Annotated in this window: 21 protein-coding genes; 11 read left to right on the plus strand and 10 right to left on the minus strand. The window is 38.3% G+C overall.

Going from position 1 to position 17,320, the window contains the following annotated elements; translation table 11 throughout:
- The 5 genes from secA to ACIR310F_RS0109875 all read right to left on the minus strand — a co-directional run.
- Positions 1-2,540: preprotein translocase subunit SecA (secA, locus tag ACIR310F_RS22020; protein ID WP_231387460.1), on the minus strand; the 2,540-nt coding region annotated here is incomplete at its 3' end.
- Positions 2,541-2,784: 244 nt separating this feature from the next.
- Complete coding sequence (locus ACIR310F_RS24840) at positions 2,785-2,934, minus strand: hypothetical protein (protein WP_196803196.1); 150 nt, start codon at positions 2,932-2,934, stop codon at positions 2,785-2,787.
- A 16-nt stretch (positions 2,935-2,950) separates the two neighbouring features.
- Positions 2,951-3,745: a hypothetical protein gene (locus ACIR310F_RS22025; RefSeq protein WP_155963736.1), complete on the minus strand. Its 795-nt coding sequence runs from the start codon at positions 3,743-3,745 to the stop codon at positions 2,951-2,953.
- 99 nt (positions 3,746-3,844) lie between these two features.
- A complete protein-coding gene (locus ACIR310F_RS0109870) occupies positions 3,845-5,335 on the minus strand; it encodes a sensor histidine kinase (RefSeq protein ID WP_028083696.1) in 1,491 nt (496 codons plus the stop codon).
- A 251-nt stretch (positions 5,336-5,586) separates the two neighbouring features.
- The gene (locus tag ACIR310F_RS0109875) at positions 5,587-6,429 is read right to left on the minus strand and encodes a lysophospholipid acyltransferase family protein (RefSeq protein ID WP_028083697.1); all 843 of its coding nucleotides are present in this window, start codon (positions 6,427-6,429) and stop codon (positions 5,587-5,589) included.
- 332 nt (positions 6,430-6,761) lie between these two features.
- Between ACIR310F_RS0109875 and ACIR310F_RS0109880 the strand changes: the two genes are divergently transcribed.
- From ACIR310F_RS0109880 to ACIR310F_RS27320, 6 genes are all read left to right on the plus strand, one after another.
- Positions 6,762-7,196 (plus strand): hypothetical protein, encoded by a 435-nt coding sequence (locus ACIR310F_RS0109880; protein WP_028083698.1) that lies wholly within the window; start codon positions 6,762-6,764, stop codon positions 7,194-7,196.
- A gap of 527 nt (positions 7,197-7,723) precedes the next feature.
- Positions 7,724-8,215 carry a photosystem II cytochrome c-550 gene (gene psbV / locus ACIR310F_RS0109885; protein WP_028083699.1) on the plus strand — a complete coding sequence of 164 codons (492 nt, stop codon included), beginning with the start codon at positions 7,724-7,726 and terminating at the stop codon, positions 8,213-8,215.
- A 307-nt stretch (positions 8,216-8,522) separates the two neighbouring features.
- Positions 8,523-8,684, plus strand: coding sequence for a DUF2256 domain-containing protein (locus ACIR310F_RS22030; protein ID WP_071604815.1), 162 nt, complete (start codon positions 8,523-8,525; stop codon positions 8,682-8,684).
- Positions 8,685-8,930: 246 nt separating this feature from the next.
- Entirely contained in the window at positions 8,931-9,881 is a 951-nt protein-coding gene (locus ACIR310F_RS0109895; RefSeq protein ID WP_028083700.1) for an isoaspartyl peptidase/L-asparaginase, read from the plus strand.
- An 88-nt stretch (positions 9,882-9,969) separates the two neighbouring features.
- On the plus strand, positions 9,970-11,412 hold the full coding sequence (locus ACIR310F_RS0109900; protein WP_028083701.1) for a RecQ family ATP-dependent DNA helicase: 1,443 nt from the start codon (positions 9,970-9,972) through the stop codon (positions 11,410-11,412).
- A gap of 30 nt (positions 11,413-11,442) precedes the next feature.
- Positions 11,443-11,565, plus strand: a complete 123-nt coding sequence (locus ACIR310F_RS27320) for a hypothetical protein (RefSeq protein ID WP_269208353.1) — start codon at positions 11,443-11,445, stop codon at positions 11,563-11,565.
- Here the strand turns inward: ACIR310F_RS27320 and ACIR310F_RS0109905 are convergent.
- Entirely contained in the window at positions 11,555-12,043 is a 489-nt protein-coding gene (locus tag ACIR310F_RS0109905) for a hypothetical protein (protein ID WP_028083702.1), read from the minus strand. The genes ACIR310F_RS27320 and ACIR310F_RS0109905 overlap by 11 nt on opposite strands.
- 150 nt (positions 12,044-12,193) lie before the next feature.
- Here ACIR310F_RS0109905 and ACIR310F_RS25475 point away from each other — a divergent pair, with 150 nt between their 5' ends.
- Positions 12,194-12,454: a hypothetical protein gene (locus ACIR310F_RS25475; RefSeq protein ID WP_155963738.1), complete on the plus strand. Its 261-nt coding sequence runs from the start codon at positions 12,194-12,196 to the stop codon at positions 12,452-12,454.
- Here ACIR310F_RS25475 and ACIR310F_RS0109910 read toward each other — a convergent pair.
- From ACIR310F_RS0109910 to ACIR310F_RS0109920, 3 genes are read right to left on the minus strand one after another with little or no spacing between them, the layout of a single operon-like run.
- Positions 12,394-13,158 (minus strand): energy-coupling factor ABC transporter ATP-binding protein, encoded by a 765-nt coding sequence (locus ACIR310F_RS0109910; RefSeq protein ID WP_028083703.1) that lies wholly within the window; start codon positions 13,156-13,158, stop codon positions 12,394-12,396. The two genes, ACIR310F_RS25475 and ACIR310F_RS0109910, sit on opposite strands and share 61 nt — an antisense overlap.
- A 10-nt stretch (positions 13,159-13,168) precedes the next feature.
- Positions 13,169-13,828, minus strand: a complete 660-nt coding sequence (locus ACIR310F_RS0109915) for an energy-coupling factor transporter transmembrane component T family protein (protein ID WP_028083704.1) — start codon at positions 13,826-13,828, stop codon at positions 13,169-13,171.
- A gap of 6 nt (positions 13,829-13,834) precedes the next feature.
- Positions 13,835-14,758, minus strand: coding sequence for an energy-coupling factor ABC transporter permease (locus ACIR310F_RS0109920; RefSeq protein WP_028083705.1), 924 nt, complete (start codon positions 14,756-14,758; stop codon positions 13,835-13,837).
- A gap of 378 nt (positions 14,759-15,136) precedes the next feature.
- Between ACIR310F_RS0109920 and ACIR310F_RS0109925 the strand changes: the two genes are divergently transcribed.
- From ACIR310F_RS0109925 to ACIR310F_RS26150, 4 genes are all read left to right on the plus strand, one after another.
- Positions 15,137-15,553, plus strand: coding sequence for a XisH family protein (locus tag ACIR310F_RS0109925; protein WP_028083706.1), 417 nt, complete (start codon positions 15,137-15,139; stop codon positions 15,551-15,553).
- The gene (locus ACIR310F_RS0109930; RefSeq protein ID WP_028083707.1) at positions 15,541-15,873 is read left to right on the plus strand and encodes a XisI protein; all 333 of its coding nucleotides are present in this window, start codon (positions 15,541-15,543) and stop codon (positions 15,871-15,873) included. Before ACIR310F_RS0109925 ends, ACIR310F_RS0109930 begins: the two co-directional genes overlap by 13 nt.
- A gap of 69 nt (positions 15,874-15,942) precedes the next feature.
- Positions 15,943-16,230 (plus strand): ribbon-helix-helix domain-containing protein, encoded by a 288-nt coding sequence (locus ACIR310F_RS0109935; protein ID WP_028083708.1) that lies wholly within the window; start codon positions 15,943-15,945, stop codon positions 16,228-16,230.
- A gap of 2 nt (positions 16,231-16,232) precedes the next feature.
- Positions 16,233-16,403 carry a hypothetical protein gene (locus ACIR310F_RS26150; protein ID WP_193847728.1) on the plus strand — a complete coding sequence of 57 codons (171 nt, stop codon included), beginning with the start codon at positions 16,233-16,235 and terminating at the stop codon, positions 16,401-16,403.
- Here ACIR310F_RS26150 and ACIR310F_RS0109945 read toward each other — a convergent pair.
- Positions 16,395-17,213 carry an excinuclease ABC subunit UvrC gene (locus ACIR310F_RS0109945; protein WP_155963740.1) on the minus strand — a complete coding sequence of 273 codons (819 nt, stop codon included), beginning with the start codon at positions 17,211-17,213 and terminating at the stop codon, positions 16,395-16,397. The genes ACIR310F_RS26150 and ACIR310F_RS0109945 overlap by 9 nt on opposite strands.
- Between the last annotated feature and the right edge of the window lie 107 nt (positions 17,214-17,320).

Here is a 17,320-nt window from a genome sequence, read left to right on the forward strand (position 1 = left end):
CGCATTAATCCTGGTTGAATCTGGTCAATTTGCGCTTCTTTGAGATCATAAGCAATTCGCGCTTGTTCATGGAGGAAAGCTTTAATTTCCAAAATTCCCATATCTTCCAACTGGCTAGACTGCATATCAGCCAACAGGTAAACAAACTCTTTTACCTTACTCACTAACTTCTCCAATTCCCATTCTTCCGAAGGTAAATCAGGGTTAATGTAATAATCAACGATGTCGTCCATGGTTTGGTGTGCGTATTTGATCACCTGTTCCTTCAAATCTTCGCCTTCCAAGACCCGACGACGTTCCGCATAAATAGCCCGACGTTGGTTATTCATCACCTCGTCATACTCAAATACCTGTTTACGGATATCGTAGTAATAGGTTTCTACCTTTTTCTGTGCGCCTTCTAAGCTGCGAGTCAACATACCCGATTCAATAGGCATATCTTCTTCGACTTGAAACGCATTCATCAATCCAGCAACGCGATCGCCTCCAAAGATGCGTAATAGGTTATCTTCTAAACTGAGGAAAAATCTTGTAGTTCCGGGGTCGCCTTGTCTTCCCGCCCGTCCGCGTAATTGATTATCAATGCGTCGTGATTCGTGGCGCTCTGTACCAATGACGTGCAAACCCCCTCGTGCTACTACTTGATCATGTTCGCGGCTGGTAAATTCCTCATATTCACGTTTAATCTCTTGGTAGGCCGCCCGCAATTTCTGAATTACCACATCATCCGTAGGGGCTTTTTCCGCCGCTACAGCCACTTTATCTTCTGCTTCCAACTCCGGTAAACTACGTTCGCCGTAAGCCTTGACAGCCGCCTCTACCGCCGCTTTTAAAAGCTGTTCTGTTTCCTTTGTTAATTGGGTGGGGAAAATTTCTGGAGAAGCCCGCCAAGTTTTCACCTTTTTTCCTGGAACAAAACCCTGTCCACCACCGCTACCACCTATAGGTAATCCAGAAGCCCTCTGGATACCAAAACTATCATCATCTTCCGGTGTGACAATGCGGGGCATAAAATATTCCCGCAGTTTCAACCTGGCCATATACTCAGAGTTACCACCGAGAATGATATCTGTACCACGTCCCGCCATATTAGTAGCGATAGTTACAGCCCCACTGCGTCCAGCTTGGGCGATAATTTCCGCTTCTCGTTCTACGTTTTCTGGTCTAGCGTTGAGTAACTCATGGGGAATTTCCATTTCTTTGAGGAGTCGGCTCAGGAGTTCAGATTTTTCGACACTAGTTGTCCCCACTAACACAGGTCTACCATTTTCGTGCATTTCGGCACATTCTTTAGCGATCGCTCTCCATTTCCCTGATTCGGTTTTAAACACCATATCAGATAAATCTTCCCGTCTTCTGGGCTGATTTGTGGGGATAATTGTAACTTCTCGTTTATAAATCTTTTCAAATTCCACCTCTTCGGTTTTTGCAGTTCCCGTCATTCCCCCCAACTTGGGATACAGCAAAAACAGGTTTTGATAGGTAATGGTCGCCAAAGTTTGGGTTTCTGGCTGAATTTCTACCCGTTCTTTCGCCTCAATTGCCTGGTGTAATCCATCACTCCAACGCCTACCGGGCAATACCCGCCCCGTAAATTCGTCTACAATCACAACTTCATCATTGCGGACAATATAATTGACATCTTTGAGGAACAATTCCTTCGCTTTAATTGCATTAAAGATAAAATGCGCCCAAGGGTCTTCCGGGTCAAATAAATCTGTCACACCTAGTTGATTTTCTGCTTCAGCAAAACCCTCATCTGTCAAAAGAACATTACGATCCTTTTCATTAACTTCGTAATGTTCATCTTTTTTGAGAGTAAAAGAAATTTCCGCAGCTTGTAAATATTTTTCCGTAGGTCTTTCCACCTGACCAGAAATAATCAGGGGTGTCCGGGCTTCATCAACTAAAATTGAATCTACCTCGTCAATGACGCAGAAATTAAATGGCCGTTGCACCACCTCGGACATAGAGGTAGCCATATTATCCCGCAGGTAATCAAAACCTATTTCACTATTTGTTACATAAGTAATGTCACAATCATAATTTTTTTTGCGTTCACTGGGGGTCATTGTAGACTGAATTAGCCCCACACTCAAACCCAAGAACCGATGTACTTGACCCATCCATTCTGCGTCCCGACGGGCTAGATAATCGTTAACGGTAATTACGTGAGCGCCCTTACCAGTCAAGGCATTTAAGTAACTTGGTAAAGTCGCTACCAAGGTTTTTCCCTCACCGGTTTTCATTTCAGCGATTTGCCCATTGTGAAGGATTATACCGCCTTGTAATTGAACATCAAAGTGGCGCAATCCCAAAACACGTCGACCTGATTCCCGAACCACAGCAAAAGCTTCTGGTAAAATATCATCTAGGGTCTCACCCTTAGATAGTCGTTGTTTAAACTCGACGGTTTTAGCCCTTAACTGTTCATCAGAAAGCGGTTTAATATCTTCCTCTAAGAGGTTAATTTCTGTAATGTCAGGTTGGTATTTTTTAAGTTTACGAGCGTTGGGATCGCCCAACAAAAGTTTTAGCATGGCAGTTTATAGAATTAAATCAGGAAGGATGGAGATTCAAGCTTTGGCTATATGATTATAGACGTTTAATCTCACCCAGCCGCTTTGCTTATGGGTGGGTGGAAAATGAGAATTTACTCAAAAACCGAATTAAAAAACTGATCACTTATATACAATCAGTGGTTTTAATTATTATTTTAATATTGAAACTGCCTAATCGTCACATTTTGCCGTGAGAAATTATGTTTCGCACAAAGGCACAAAGTTAAGAGTTTACAGGATTTGCACCGTGGGCGCTGGTGGCGAATCCGAATATACAGCCCATAGCCACACTTGAGCCAAAAATCACTAACATCACGATGAGTAGTTGGCGTTTTAGTCGCTGGTGGGATTTACTTTTTGCTAAATTTGCCATAGAGTTCTCAATTTGACTATTTATTTGCAGTAGGTAGGGGAAAAGTTCCTAAAATTTCATCAACTCCAGCACCTCTGGTTTCACCGTCTTTTACCCAATCATTATTATCATCTGTGAAACCTACTCCACCTTGAAAATAACATTGGAGTTCTATGAATTTTTTATCTTCTGATATTAAAAAGTTGAAAGCTCCCCATTTTGTAGCACATTCAAATTGAGCTTTTTTGACTTGATTACTGTATTTTTCTTGTAGATATTTAGCATAGGGTGGATCGGTGGGTAAGGGTGTTAAAAATTTATATTCGTTTCCTAGAGTTGGTAATTTACCTAAAGAAAATCCCTCACGACTACCATCTTTAAGTTTTTTAGCATCCCAACAAGTAAGAGAAACTTTTTTCTTTTCATCAAAAACTTCTAAACCGATAATTTTATTAGCTGGACATTGCTTTTTATATCCTTTGATATATTCTGGATAGAGTTTAGTTAATTGTTTAAACAATGTTTCGCATTTTTGTTTCCCCCCACAAGATCCTTTAATAATTGGACTTTTTATGGGTTTTGCTAATACAATTTTTGAGTTCAAAACTTCTAAACCAACTAAGAGACTAACTAATGTTGTAATCATGGGGAATAAAAGAATTAAGTTTTTTAATTCAATACCTTGTCCAAATTGAAAAAAGTCTTGATTTGTAGGTTGGGTTGAGGTACGTTCACGAAGTGTGGCGAAGCCATAACCCAACATGAGCGTCGGGTTGCGCTGTTGCTTAACCAGACCTACAAAAAATGGACAAGGTATTGTTAACTTTATCATATTTGTAAACACTTCTGTTGTTTATTTTTTGTTACCAGCGTCGAGAAGAAAATTTCCCAAAATAAGAATTGCCTATGACAGAGAAAAATTCCGAGTTATTTAACTTTCTACAGGCAAGAAAATCGTCAACACTTCGCCATTTTGAGGACGTTGACGGACAATCAACTTGCCACCAATTGCTTGAAATAAATGTTTAGTTGCAGCTATATTTAAAGTAATTACGCCTGTTTCTGGTTGGAACATTAATAATTGACCTAAAGATTTACGAATTGGTGGTGTTGTCATGGAGCTTTGGGGATCTTGACAATTAAACTGAGGTGACAATTGTAATTTTAGTTGATCACCAGCGGTCATTACTTGGACTTGAATACAACTTCCGGGGGGTAAACTGCGAGTAAAATTCTCCATTAAACCTGTGAGTACCCGGTCTAGCATAGCAGGATTACTAACCACCGTTGGCAGTTGCTTAGGCAAGACCACATTTAAAGTTAAATTACGGCGAGTTGCTGCTTGTTGCCAACGGGGAATACTTTGCTTTAATACTTGATCTAAACACATTGGTGTTAGTTGAGCATGGACAGCTTGGGAAAATTTTGAGACTAGGGGTTGTTGGGATAAGTTTTCTAATTCGGCTGCCTTAAATAATAACTCCATTCTGTCAATTTGATCAGTACATTCATGATCAATAACTTCCAGACGACTGATAACATTGACAGGTAAATCCTGGTGTTTTAATAGCAACCGTGTCATCATGCGAATTGTTGTTAAAGGGGTGCGGACTTCATGGGCAAAAGCTTGTAGTAATTCTACATCAGGACGAGATGGATGTTTTGGCGGTGGAGTAGGTGAAGGAACAGATGATAAAGTATGGGTAACTTGTGGATTACTTTCTGGGATAGTTAATTCCTGAAGTAATAATTTACTAAATTGCATGATAGTGTGATAGTCTGGAGCAACTAAAGGATAGTTTTGGACTTTAGTATCTAAATCAGCAAACAATTCTGGATTAGTTAAAACTACCCTAGAGCCTAAAGATTGCCAAGCTTGTTGTACTATTTCTGGTGCAAAGGAAAATAAAAACTCTTTCTGACCATTTTCAAGTTCAGACAAAACCAGCACTAATCTAAATTCATCTGTAAAGACTAAACAAAACTGCTCTGCTGCGAGAGGATCAGCCGGTAATAAAGGTAAAATAGATTCTTGAAAAGTAGGAGTTTCAGGAGAAATAGTTTCTATATTATTAATATTATTAATATTATTAATGTTATTTACATTCTGGAGGATTTCTGGGGGGATAATAAACGGCATCAAAGCCAAAGGGTTAAAAGGTTTTGCAGAAAAAGTTATCGTTTGTAAATGTTGTGTTAGTTCTGGGTGACTAAATAAGGGGGCAGGTGCGGCTAAAACCAAACCTGGGTTAGTATGGGGTAAAGTCGTAGTCAGGGACCGGAAAAAACCCAACAGCAGGTTTTCTGTGGCCGCGAGACTGACACACCATTGATGTTCGGCCTTAGCCGTGGAACAGTCAGCCTTATGAGACTGACTTGAAGATAAAACTTCCTTGAGACTTGGCAAAATCCATTTGTACATAGGTTTTTGTCCCTTGATTGCAGAATTGCTACAGTAGCTAACGGTGGCTAGGGAGATGTTTGCACCTTATAATCATGGGATTATAGACCTTGGTGTGAAGAAGTCAAAGTCGTACAACCGAACAATTAAGGTGCAATTTCCTCAATTTTTGACTTTTTAAGCGTCAAGTCTCAGGTAACAGAGTCCAATTACCTATTATGAATCCGTTATTAATTAAAAATACCTGGCGACTAGAGACCGCCAGGCCAATGTTAATAAGTAGCTTGTTGGATGAGAGTATCTAACTCCTGCTGCATTTTGCTTCTGACTAACTCATAACATTCATTAACATAGGTGCGATCGCTTGCGGCTTGTTTCCCATAGCGTGGGAACACAATCGGGGGACAAACCCTAGTATAGATAGATATGGGTAAGGGAATATTAGGTAACGGACCAAAAGCCAGTCCCCAAGGTAATCCTAGATAAATAGGGAAAACTAAAGGGTCAACTCCAAATATCCAAGGCATCCCCATGTTATGGAATTTCTGCATGATCTGATATATATCAGCTAGAACAATCAGGGTATCATGTGAACCCCAGGAAATCGCCGGAACAATAGGGACATTTTCCCGCAGAGCTAACTTAATAAACCCCTGACGTTGAGCAAAGTAAATTTTATCTCGCATTGCATGGGGGCGAAAGACATCCTCAGCACCACCAGGATAAACTAAGACACTAGCACCAGCCCGCAAAGCCGTGTAAGCCATTTTGGGATGCGCTCTGACTGCACCGGCTTTCATCGCCATTTCTGCTGCTGGAGGGAAGACATCCCAAACCTTGGGGTGCATTAACCCATAAATCTGGCGTTGTACACCAAAGCGACGATACCAATCATATAACATCATTGATGTGTCTGGAGATGCTAGTCCGCCATTATGAGAACCGACAACGAGAATTTTTTCATCTGGGACATTTTCCCAGCCACTGGTTTGGACTCGAAAGTAAAAGTTATATAACAAGCCCAATATGGGCATCATAGATTCGATGAACTTTGGATCTCGTTGATCCAATGACCACCCTGTATTAGTCTTTTGAAGATGTTGCAGTTTTAACATCAGGAAATTTGATCAGGATTTACACGGATGAAATAATCCGTTATTTTGCAGTTTTATCTAGCCTAACGTAAGCTTTCCAATATTTCCCGTACTCCGACTAAACATCCTCTAATACTACACAGTTTCTCAGTTTGGCAAATCACTAACTAGCTACTAACTTTAGTCTAACTAAGACTAGAGGATTTATGCAAAATGTAGCTGATAGCGCGGGTGGCGTAGCTATAAACGTTATTATATAGGTGGGGTAGCTCATGAATTACCCTACTTCTGCTCTGTTTTGGGTAAGTTCATTGACAAATTACGTTATCAACCTAAAGGGGTGTAGAAATAACATGAAGACTTTGAGACCATTGACAATTGTTCCCTTGGGGTTAGCAATAAGTTTATTGCTTAATGAGGCTAGTTTTGCCAAACCCCCAATTACTGAAATTAAAAATCCTCTCCAGATAGACCCAATAATTTTAACTGGTATGTCCGGGGGAACAGTTAATACTGATTGCGGGTATATTTCCACTACACCTAGTCAACTGATTGAAATCACAGATTCAGTACCATATCTACAGTTAAGATTAGAGAGTGAAGGACAAGCAACGCTATTAATTGATGGTCCAGGGGGTCGGTTCTGTGTACTTAGTAATGATGATCTGAAAAGTAAACCAAAACTTTCTGGTTACTGGACTAAGGGAAAATACTCAGTGTATGTGGGTGAATTATCAAAACAGAATCATAATTATACCCTTTCTATTTCACAACAACAACAAAAGTAACAATTTTAGCTTTGTTACCGGATAAATTTTGTGGGGTGGTAATCTGATCTGGGCAACTATAGTCAGTATCCTTGTGGATTACTAAGTATAATAGACTCACGCCAATCTTGGCTGAGATTATTTGCAGCAATCAGATTATGAGAGTCTCAAGTTTTGGCAACAAATTGGACTCCTAACATGATATTGGTATTACAGTGACTCAATTTCTATGATAAGTTCACAAATGTTATGGGTTGTCCAAAGCTATTAATAGCAGAGATAACAGCCTACTACAGTCATTCTGTAGAAGGATTGTTTTTTGTCTAACCAACTCTTAATTACCTATGAATAGCATCCGACTCCACTGGAGTTAGACGGTATGAAGGTAATTATGTCTCAACTATTTTCGGTAATGCCAAAGTTTTGCCAACAATAATTAATGCTAATAGCTATTAGCAAAGACAAATCACCCATCAGTCATGAACGGTATAGAAATTTAGTATCGCTATCAAAACTTGTGTTAATGATCAAAATCTTGAAGGGGAAATATGTTTAGAAGACTAATTGGGGTTGTTGTGGTTACTATTTTACTGACATTACAGTTGCTTGTCGGTAATGCAACAGCGGTAGAACTAGATGAAGCTATTCGCACAGTACCATTAAATGCCCAAGGCGATACCGTTGTCCTCAGTTTGAAACAGGTCAAAGAAGGCAAAAGATTATTTAATTTCGCTTGCGCTCAATGTCATGCGGGTGGAGTTACTAAAACTAATCAAAACGTGGGACTTGAACCAGAAGCTTTAGCAGGTGCTTTACCCAACCGTAATAATATTGAAGGTTTGGTAGACTATCTTAAAAATCCGACCACCTATGATGGTGTAACAGAAATTTCTGAAATCCATCCCAGTATCAAGAGTGCGAATATTTTCCCAGTCATGCGAAATCTGACAGAGGAAGACTTGAAAGCAATTGCTGGACATATTCTCTTACAACCAAAGGTTGTTGGTACAAAATGGGGTGGTGGTAAAATTTATTACTAAATTTACCATAATACAGTCAAATAATCAATAATAGAGCTTATGTGAGTTAAGTGGAAAAAAACCTGGTAATTCCGTTGATAATTGCCAAAATCATCGTTTTGGGCAACTCTGGAAACTCTCATAAAACAGCAAGAGTTGTGAAGTCACATAAGGCATATAATACATAGTAAGGGCAGAATTACTTTGCCCTTATTTTTTGTAGGTATTACTTACAGCGATTTTCATGTAAATGAACCACGGTTTTTGTTTCGCGCCGGAAGAGGTTAATCAACTCACCTATGGCCAATTACCTATTACTTTGATTATTATGAACCGTGTTCGTTCTAAATCCGATTTACCGGAAAAAATTTGTGTAGTCTGTCAACGTGCCTTTACTTGGCGGAAAAAATGGCAAGATTGTTGGGATGAAGTAAAATATTGTTCGGAACGTTGTCGTCGTCGTCGTTCTCAGGCTAAAGATGAGACTTAGGGAACATTGACCACGACTGACGCAACTGGGATAATAAGATGAAATCGTAGTTAGGACTTTAGTCCTATCTGCTAAACACTATGGTAAGACTGATCAGGGCTAAAGCCCTGACTACAAATCATATTATATTTATCATATTTTATGATATTTTATCTATAATTTTTTGTGACACTTGCATCAGTCCTATTGACAATAGTTAATTGACAATTAACATTTAATATAATAACGAACAAATAAGAAAATAACATGACATTACAAGTACAACCTAAATTAATTATTCATGGTGGCGCTGGTAGTTCTCTGCAAGGTAAGGGGGGATTGATAGCGGTTCGCAACTCTCTATCTAAAATAGTTGCAGATGTTTATACTCTTTTACTGAATGGTGCAAATGCAACAGAGGCTGTAGTTCGAGGCTGTCAAATGTTAGAAGATGAGCCACGCTTTAATGCTGGTACTGGTTCTGTACTGCAATCTGATGGACAAATTCGCATGAGTGCTTCTATCATGGATGGGACTACTGGCCGTTTTAGTGGTGTAATTAATGTGTCACGGGTAAAAAACCCGATTGAAATGGCATTATTTTTACAAAATTCCGATGACCGAGTTTTGTCTGATTATGGTGCGGCTGAGTTAGCGCGGGAGTTACAAATTCCTAGTTACAATGGTTTAACTGATTTGCGCTTGCAAGAATGGACTCTAGAACGTCAAGGTAATTTTCAAAGAACTATGGCTGGGGTGGTAGCAGAACCAGAGATGGCATTAAGTAGTAATGCGGGTAGTGGAACTATTGGTGTTGTGGCTTTAGATGGTGATGGTAAATTAGCTGCTGGTACTTCTACAGGTGGTAAAGGCTTTGAAAGAATTGGGCGCGTCAGTGATTCAGCGATGCCAGCGGGTAATTATGCAAATCTTCATGCGGGTGTTAGCTGTACAGGTATTGGTGAAGATATTATTGATGAGTGTTTAGCCGCTAAAGTTGTGGTGAGGGTAACAGATGGAATGTCTCTACAGAATGCGATGCAGAAATCATTTACAGAAGCGCAGAAAAATAACAGGGATTTTGGAGCGATCGCTCTAGATGCCACTGGCATGATATCCTATGGTAAAACCTGTGAGGTATTACTGGCTGCTTACCATAATGGAGAAAACATTGGTGATACTTTAGAATGGAATGATCAAGAATTAATTGGTCATTAGCCAGTTGTCAGTTGTCAGTGGGAAGAGTAAAGATAAATATTTTCCTTATTTTCCCATTTATTCTTCTTTGTGATTTTGTCGTAAAAAAATGAATATTCCCTTAACACAATCTGATCATGATGTTCGCACAGCATTAAAAGCAATTTGGGGATATGACGATTTTCGTCCCCCCCAAAAGGAAATTGTTAACTGTTTAATATCAAAAAAAGATGCTTTAATTATTATGCCCACAGGTGGGGGAAAATCTATTTGTTTTCAACTTCCCGCACTACTAAACACAGGACTAACTTTAGTAATTTCTCCTTTGGTGGCGCTAATGGAAAACCAAGTTGAGGAATTACGTCAAAAACAGCAAAAAGCAGGACTTTTGCACAGTGAATTACCCGCTTTACAACGACAGAAAACTTTGCAAGCTTTAGAAAAAAAGGAATTAAGATTATTATATTTAGCTCCTGAAACCTTACTCAGTCCAATAGTTTGGCAAAAATTGTGTAATCCTCAACTACAAATTAATGGTTTCATACTAGATGAAGCCCATTGTTTAGTCCAATGGGGTGATAGTTTTCGTCCAGCTTACCAACGGTTGGGAACTGTGCGGGAAGCGTTACTAAAATCAAAACCACCAGGAACAAAAATTAGTATAGCAGCTTTTACCGCCACTGCTGATCCTGTAGCTGAAAAGATTATTTCTCAAGTTTTAAAATTAGACAAACCTGATATTTTTAAGATTAATCCCTACCGAGAAAATTTAAACCCTATTGTCCGAATTGCGTGGACTCCTAGAGGAAGAAAACAACAATTATTAAAGTTTATACAAAAACGACCAAATCAAGTTGGTTTAATTTATGTAAGAACTCGAAAAGATAGCGAATATCTCAGCCAATGGTTAATAGAAAGGGGTTATCATACTGCTAGTTATCATGCAGGATTAAGCCCTACAGAACGCCGGAATATTGAAGCTAATTGGTTAGGTGGAAAAATCCTGTTTGTGGTCTCTACTTGTGCTTTTGGTATGGGGATAAATAAATCTGATGTGCGTTGGGTGGTTCATTTTCATGCACCATATTTATTATCCGAATATGTACAAGAAATAGGGAGAGCGGGAAGAGACGGGAAACCTGCTGATGTTTTAACCTTGGTCAGTGAACCGACAGGATTTTTAGATCCTGGGGATAAACAAAGACAGAAATTTTTTGAACAACAACTACAATTACAACAACAAAAAGCGCGAAAATTAGTCAAGAAATTACCACCCCAAGGGGAAATAAATAGTGTAATTAAAGAATTTCCAGATAGTGCGGTGGCGCTTTCTCTTCTCCATAGTAACGGACAATTGGAATGGCTTGATCCTTTTCATTATTCTATTTCTTCTCAGTCAGGAAAGCCAGCACAAACCCAATTACAAGCTGGTAAACTGAGTGAATATCTCACTACTAAACAGTGTCGTTGGCGGTTTTTATTAAATGCTTTTGGCTTTGAAACACCAACTGTTAATTGGCGTTGTGGACATTGTGATAATTGTAGAAATTAATTAAGTAGGTTGGTGTTAAAAATTGTCGTTATGACAAGGGAACAGGGAACAGGGAACAGGGAACAGGTTTTGGACAACTTTACTTTTCGTTACTTATGTTGTTTTTTCCGTTCACCTACTTATCATTTGTTAATGATTATTTTTAATTCTTAATTGATTGTTCTTGGCTACAATATTTATTCAACTGAACAGCTAAAGTATCTGCTTGTTTACCAGCGGTTTTGGCTGCGGTTGTCAGTGCGGAATCAATTTCTCTTCTAGCTTTTTGAATTTTGATTTTACCATCTGAAGATACTTCTGCTGTTTTAGTATCGCCAAGAGCCTTAGCAGCTTTACCTATGGCTTGACTGAGATGATCAAAGACTTTGATAAAACTGGTTTCAAATTCTTTTAATTTGGGATCTTTTAAGTTCAATTTCTGAAGTTCTTGAGTGACATTTTTCAAGTCTTTAGATAACTTTAAACTAGTTGATACTTGCTGACCTTTTTTGGTATCAATCAGTGATGTACCCTGATTAACGGCTTTAATTAGTCGCTGACATTGGGAGGTTTTACTGTCACTACAACTAGTAATTAATAAAGCAATGCTCAGAGCAACAGGAGCAATAACTGGATAACGAGAAAACAACATTTAAGAATTTAAGAACTTAAAAATTTAAAATTCAAGAGAGTTGGAAACAGGGATTTAAACCCCCAAATTTAGGAAAATAGGAAGCAGAGCATAGATTAAAGATATGACAGCAGTTTTTATCTAAGTAGGTTGGCGTTAAAAATTGTCGTTATGACAAGGGAACAGGGAACAGGGAACAGGGAAGAGGTTTTGGGTAACTTTACTTTTCGTTACTTATGTTGGTTTTTTCCGTTCACCTATCTATTTAAACCACAGATTACCTTCCTTCTTCGCGCCTTTCCTACTTCGCGCCTCTGCGCGAAACAAAAACCGTGGTTCATTGGCCAGCAAAATCCCTGTCAGCCGATACTTTACCAATCTACTGGCAAACCCAGTTTATCTAAGGTTTTGCCATCTTGCAACAGTGGTTGAATATCGCTATCTATTTGGATTTTACCATTAGATAAAACTAAAGCCCGTTGGGTGAGTCTTCCTAGCCACTGGAGATCATGGGAAGCTATTAACATCACTTTTACAGGCAATTTTAATAATACTTGGGCTAAATGTCGTCGCCATGCTGGATCTAGTCCGTTGGTGGGTTCGTCCAAGATGAGAATTGACGGATCTAGGGCTAAAATCGCCGCTAAGGCGGCTAAACGTCTTTGTCCTCCAGAAAGTTCATGAGCGGAACGGTGGGCGTAGGATTCTAATCCAAAGTCGGCTAATAGTTGATGGGCTTTCTCCTTTGCAGCTATGGGGGAAATGCCATAGTTAAGGGGTCCAAAGGTGATATCTTCCAGGATTGTGGGCATAAATAATTGGTCATGAGGATCTTGAAAGCTAAAACCAATTTGTTGCCTAATTTGCGGTAAAGTGTTTGGCAATATCGGTACACCGTTAATCCAAATTTTGCCGCTTTGGGGATGTTTTAAGCCAATTAGGTTTTCTAATAAGGTGCTTTTGCCTGAACCAGTAGCGCCCATTAAAGCGACGCGATCGCCTGTTTGTAAGCTAAAAGAAATTTCTTGTAATACAGGGTGCTGTTGTGGATAAGCGTAAACCAGATTTTGGACTTCAACAACAGCAGTATGGGGTTGAGAAAGGGAAATTTGGGGATTAGAAGTTAATGATGTCAAGATTCACCACTCAAATAACAGTAAGGTAGGAACTTAGGGTTAAACAAGTAGCTATCACCCCAGCTATTAATAGGGTAAAGCGTTCTTTGGGTTTGAGGGGGGAATCTAGAGGTAATTTTCCGTTATATCCACGGGCTACCATAGCAGCATAAACTCTTTCCGATCTGTCTAGGGTGCGAAGATACAACGCCCCAATCATGGCAGCACTAGCATAACGTAGCCACCCTGCTGTACCATTTAAACCACGTAGTTGGGCGCTGCGCTGCATTCGCGTCACTTCTAAGAGTAATATTTCTAAGTATTCTCCAGCGAGAATCAGATTTTCCTTTAATGGTGCAGGTATCGGTAAGCTTTTGAGAGCGATACCCAAACTATGGGGAGGTAGGGTTAATAAAAAGCCATTCATGACAATTAAACAAATTAGGGAACGCACAAGCAAAAAACTAGCTCGTTCCCATCCCAATGGTAAGGCCACGAGGGATAAAAAAATTAATTCTGCACCCAGTAGACCGCCTAATTTGGGTAGGGGTACTTGTAACAAATAAATCCACACAAGAGCGATCGCTCCATAGACAAGTAAATTAGACCAAGTATGATACTTTAAAAAAGCCGCCCCAATTACAATAATTAGGGATAATTGCAAGCGTAATGGCAAGGAAATTTGCATCATAATTAATTAAGCATTTTTCGGTCTGATAATTTTGGCAATGCCAAAAGCCACAGCAAAGCAAGCTGTAGCACCTACCAACCCAGCAATACTAGTACCAATTTTCCCCAAACCCTGAATATTATAATCAGCTAAAGGTGTGGGGACAATTACCCGCACGTTTTCCGCTAAATCAATAAATCCTAAGTTTTCTGCTACCTTTTCCAAACCATCAGGCCAAGCGGAAGCGCATAGGGATAATACACCAGAAATCAGTAAAATACTGACAACGGGAACTAACCAACCTCTAATTTTCTGTTCTTCACCTGGTAACAAATCTGGACGAGTTGTAGATAGGTAATTTAGAACACCTCCGGTAATCGCCCCTTCCCCAACACCGATCAAAATATGTATACCTGTCATTGTAGGTAAAACTAGGTTGGCTGGTGCTGTCCCAGAAAGAGCTAATTCAATAGCACAAGCCATAGCGGCGACAACTACGCTTACTCCCGCTGCTATCCCTCCTGCTAGGGGTAAAAGTCTTTGAAAACCGCCAAATAGTCTTTGCAAAGTTTGCGTTAATCCCCAAGCTACCCACACGCCGATGACTCCCATGTTAAAAATATTTGCTCCCAAGGCAGTAATTCCACCATCAGCAAATAACACGGCTTGAATAATCAAAACCGTGGCAATACATAACATTCCCGCCCAAGGACTACCCAAGATAATCGCGGCTAAAGCCCCTCCCAATAGGTGGCCGCTAGTCCCCCCCGCTACGGGAAAATTAACCATTTGGGCGGCGAAAATAAAGGCTGTGGTTAAACCTAATATGGGGGCGCGACGAATACCAAAAGCTGTTTGCGATCGCTCAAAAGCTACAAATAAAGCCGCCGCACTGGCTAAACTGGTCACTGCGGCAACTGGTACAGAAACAAATCCATCAGGTATGTGCATGAAAAGTCCTAGTTTTGTGTCGTCTTTACACTAATTTGAGCAATGTAACAATTAACAAAATTAATAGCAAACTAAAATTTATCTGTCTTGAGAATACCCTATTGGTAGATGTTCTGGGATTTTATTTAGAGAATTTTTGTAATAAAAAATACGTCAAATTATATATTTATTTTGTGAATTATTAACATTTATAAATATTTATGACATCTTCTCAGATTTCTATCCGCTGCAAGAGATTAGCAATCTACAGCTTTGGTAATTTACGTCTGAATTAGGCAGACAATTTTATAATATGGATTTTTAGTTTTTATTCCAACTGTCAAATGTTAATATATAAGTAACTTAGTGAAACCAAGTTATAATTTTGGAATTAACACCGTGCCAGCTAAAGATGCTTTTCATAACATTGTCAAAACAGCACTAGAAAAAGAGGGCTGGTTCATCAGTCATGATCCTTATCCATTGCAAGCGGGAACATTAGAATTATATATTGATTTAGGAGCAGAAAAAGTTATTGCAGCCGAAAAAGAAGGACGAAAAATAGCTATAGAAATCAAAAGTTTTCTTAATCCTTCAAAAATTACAGAACTTTATGCTGCATTAGGACAATTTATAATTTATCGTCTTGCTTTACAAGAACAAGAACCAGAACGGACTTTATATTTAGCAGTTCCTATTACTGTTTACAATGAATTTTTTATACTGCCTTTTATTCAAGCAGTGATTAAAATGAATCAACTTTATTTAGTAGTTTATAATTTTGAAAAAGAGGTAATAGCAGAATGGCAAAATTAGAAGAATATCGGCAATATATTCAGAACTTACTGAAACAACACGCTAGTATGGTTTGGGATAAACGCATTCAAGCACAGACAATTTTTGATCTTGAAAATAACCATTATCAATTAATTTATGTAGGTTGGCGTGATCAAACTCGTATTTATGGACCTGTTTTACATCTAGATATTATTGATGATAAAATCTGGATTCAGCAGGATGGTACAGAGGTGGGAATTGCTAATGAATTGGTTGAATTAGGTGTACCAAAAGAAAATATTGTTTTAGGTTTTCAATTGCCTTCTGTCCGAAAATATACAGATTTTGCTGTTAGTTAATTAACTCTCAATTATTAACATAAATTATGTTAATATATAAGTAACCTAGTGAAACCTACGTTCAAAACTATGACCAATATTAATATTTCTGTACCTGAATCACTGAAAAGTTTTATTGATCACGAAATTGTTGAAGGTGGTTATAGTTCAGCGAGTGAATATTTACAACAGTTAATTATTCAAGAAGCACAAAGGAAAAGTAAAGCAGGTTTAGAGGAGTTTTTGATAACTCAGGAAGAATTTGAAAAGACTTTAGATGAATTAGCTGATGATTTTGCAGATTCTGTGGGTGCAAATGCGCCTATTTTGTCAGATTATGCTGTTAGTTGTGAAAGTATTTATGAGGATCATTATTAAAAATGCAATATTTAGTAGATACGAATATTTTATTGCGTCTTGTACAGCGTAATGATCCATTAAATCCAGTGATTAGAAATGCAGTTAGAAAGCTGAAAAATGATAGAAATATAATGTTAATTCCTCTGATTTCTGGAATGTTGCTACAAGTCCTTGATGATAGTTTAAAGTAATTTAAAGCCACCTAAATTTAATAAATGTTGAGCAAATGCAGATTTTTCACAATTAGTAAATCCTACCGTTAAATAACTTTTCTTAAATTCTTTAAATCCTGGTTGATTGTTAAGAATAATATAGGGTTCAATAAATATTTTAGAATTATCGCCATATACAATATAATCACGTTGATAACTGTCATCAATTTCATATCCATAAGGAATAAACCGACTAATTAAAAGATAAATTTTTTCATGTTTATAGGTATATAATTCGTGTAGGTTATCATAGTCTAAACTCTCATAATCTTGATAATTTCCAGATGCTATGAGAAAAATAGGACGATTATTTTCAATAGCTCTAGTGATAAAAGATAGTTTACTATAGCTAGTATTAATTGCTAATTCTTCCCCATCTTGCACATCAAAATGTGAACAATATCCGGCTGTTGTAAGTTGATGAGTTTGAATATAAACCCCTCCAAGTGATAATTTAGACTGAATAGGTACAGATTTTCTGTTGAGTTCTGGTTGATAATAATTAATAGCTTGCTTTTCTAGTCTCCTCAGATTTTCTGCAAGATTAGAAATTCTATTTAATAAATCTTCTGTGACAACTTGATAACGGATAATAGCGTTTTCAATTACTTCAAATTCTGCTTGACGATGATGATTAATATGACGATTTCTCAAATTATGGGAAAGTCCAATATACATTACTGGAGAATCACTATTACCAACATAATAAATACCAGGTTTTGCTGGCAAATTTTTCCGCTGATTATATGGTAAAAATGGCATTTCTTTAAAATTCAGATTTAGCCTCATAACTTTCTCAGTCTTTTAATGAATAAACTCACAAAAATGATCAGATACTATTAATTTTCCCTAACTGGTAATTCTTTTCCATACTGAATTAACAACCCAATTGCCAT

Source organism: Dolichospermum circinale AWQC310F, from assembly GCF_000426925.1.
Lineage (GTDB): Bacteria > Cyanobacteriota > Cyanobacteriia > Cyanobacteriales > Nostocaceae > Dolichospermum > Dolichospermum circinale.

What these genes read in the sequence shown, in the direction of transcription:
- ACIR310F_RS24840 (WP_196803196.1), bottom strand. Translation starts at nt 2,934, where the DNA reads ATGGCAAATTTAGCAAAAAGTAAATCCCACCAGCGACTAAAACGCCAA.
- ACIR310F_RS22025 (WP_155963736.1), bottom strand. Translation starts at nt 3,745, where the DNA reads ATGATAAAGTTAACAATACCTTGTCCATTTTTTGTAGGTCTGGTTAAG.
- ACIR310F_RS0109870 (WP_028083696.1), bottom strand. Translation starts at nt 5,335, where the DNA reads ATGTACAAATGGATTTTGCCAAGTCTCAAGGAAGTTTTATCTTCAAGT.
- ACIR310F_RS0109875 (WP_028083697.1), bottom strand. Translation starts at nt 6,429, where the DNA reads ATGTTAAAACTGCAACATCTTCAAAAGACTAATACAGGGTGGTCATTG.
- ACIR310F_RS0109880 (WP_028083698.1), top strand. Translation starts at nt 6,762, where the DNA reads ATGAAGACTTTGAGACCATTGACAATTGTTCCCTTGGGGTTAGCAATA.
- psbV (WP_028083699.1), top strand. Translation starts at nt 7,724, where the DNA reads ATGTTTAGAAGACTAATTGGGGTTGTTGTGGTTACTATTTTACTGACA.
- ACIR310F_RS22030 (WP_071604815.1), top strand. Translation starts at nt 8,523, where the DNA reads ATGAACCGTGTTCGTTCTAAATCCGATTTACCGGAAAAAATTTGTGTA.
- ACIR310F_RS0109895 (WP_028083700.1), top strand. Translation starts at nt 8,931, where the DNA reads ATGACATTACAAGTACAACCTAAATTAATTATTCATGGTGGCGCTGGT.
- ACIR310F_RS0109900 (WP_028083701.1), top strand. Translation starts at nt 9,970, where the DNA reads ATGAATATTCCCTTAACACAATCTGATCATGATGTTCGCACAGCATTA.
- ACIR310F_RS27320 (WP_269208353.1), top strand. Translation starts at nt 11,443, where the DNA reads ATGACAAGGGAACAGGGAACAGGGAACAGGGAACAGGTTTTGGACAAC.
- ACIR310F_RS0109905 (WP_028083702.1), bottom strand. Translation starts at nt 12,043, where the DNA reads ATGTTGTTTTCTCGTTATCCAGTTATTGCTCCTGTTGCTCTGAGCATT.
- ACIR310F_RS25475 (WP_155963738.1), top strand. Translation starts at nt 12,194, where the DNA reads ATGACAAGGGAACAGGGAACAGGGAACAGGGAAGAGGTTTTGGGTAAC.
- ACIR310F_RS0109915 (WP_028083704.1), bottom strand. Translation starts at nt 13,828, where the DNA reads ATGATGCAAATTTCCTTGCCATTACGCTTGCAATTATCCCTAATTATT.
- ACIR310F_RS0109920 (WP_028083705.1), bottom strand. Translation starts at nt 14,758, where the DNA reads ATGCACATACCTGATGGATTTGTTTCTGTACCAGTTGCCGCAGTGACC.
- ACIR310F_RS0109930 (WP_028083707.1), top strand. Translation starts at nt 15,541, where the DNA reads ATGGCAAAATTAGAAGAATATCGGCAATATATTCAGAACTTACTGAAA.
- ACIR310F_RS0109935 (WP_028083708.1), top strand. Translation starts at nt 15,943, where the DNA reads ATGACCAATATTAATATTTCTGTACCTGAATCACTGAAAAGTTTTATT.
- ACIR310F_RS26150 (WP_193847728.1), top strand. Translation starts at nt 16,233, where the DNA reads ATGCAATATTTAGTAGATACGAATATTTTATTGCGTCTTGTACAGCGT.
- ACIR310F_RS0109945 (WP_155963740.1), bottom strand. Translation starts at nt 17,213, where the DNA reads ATGAGGCTAAATCTGAATTTTAAAGAAATGCCATTTTTACCATATAAT.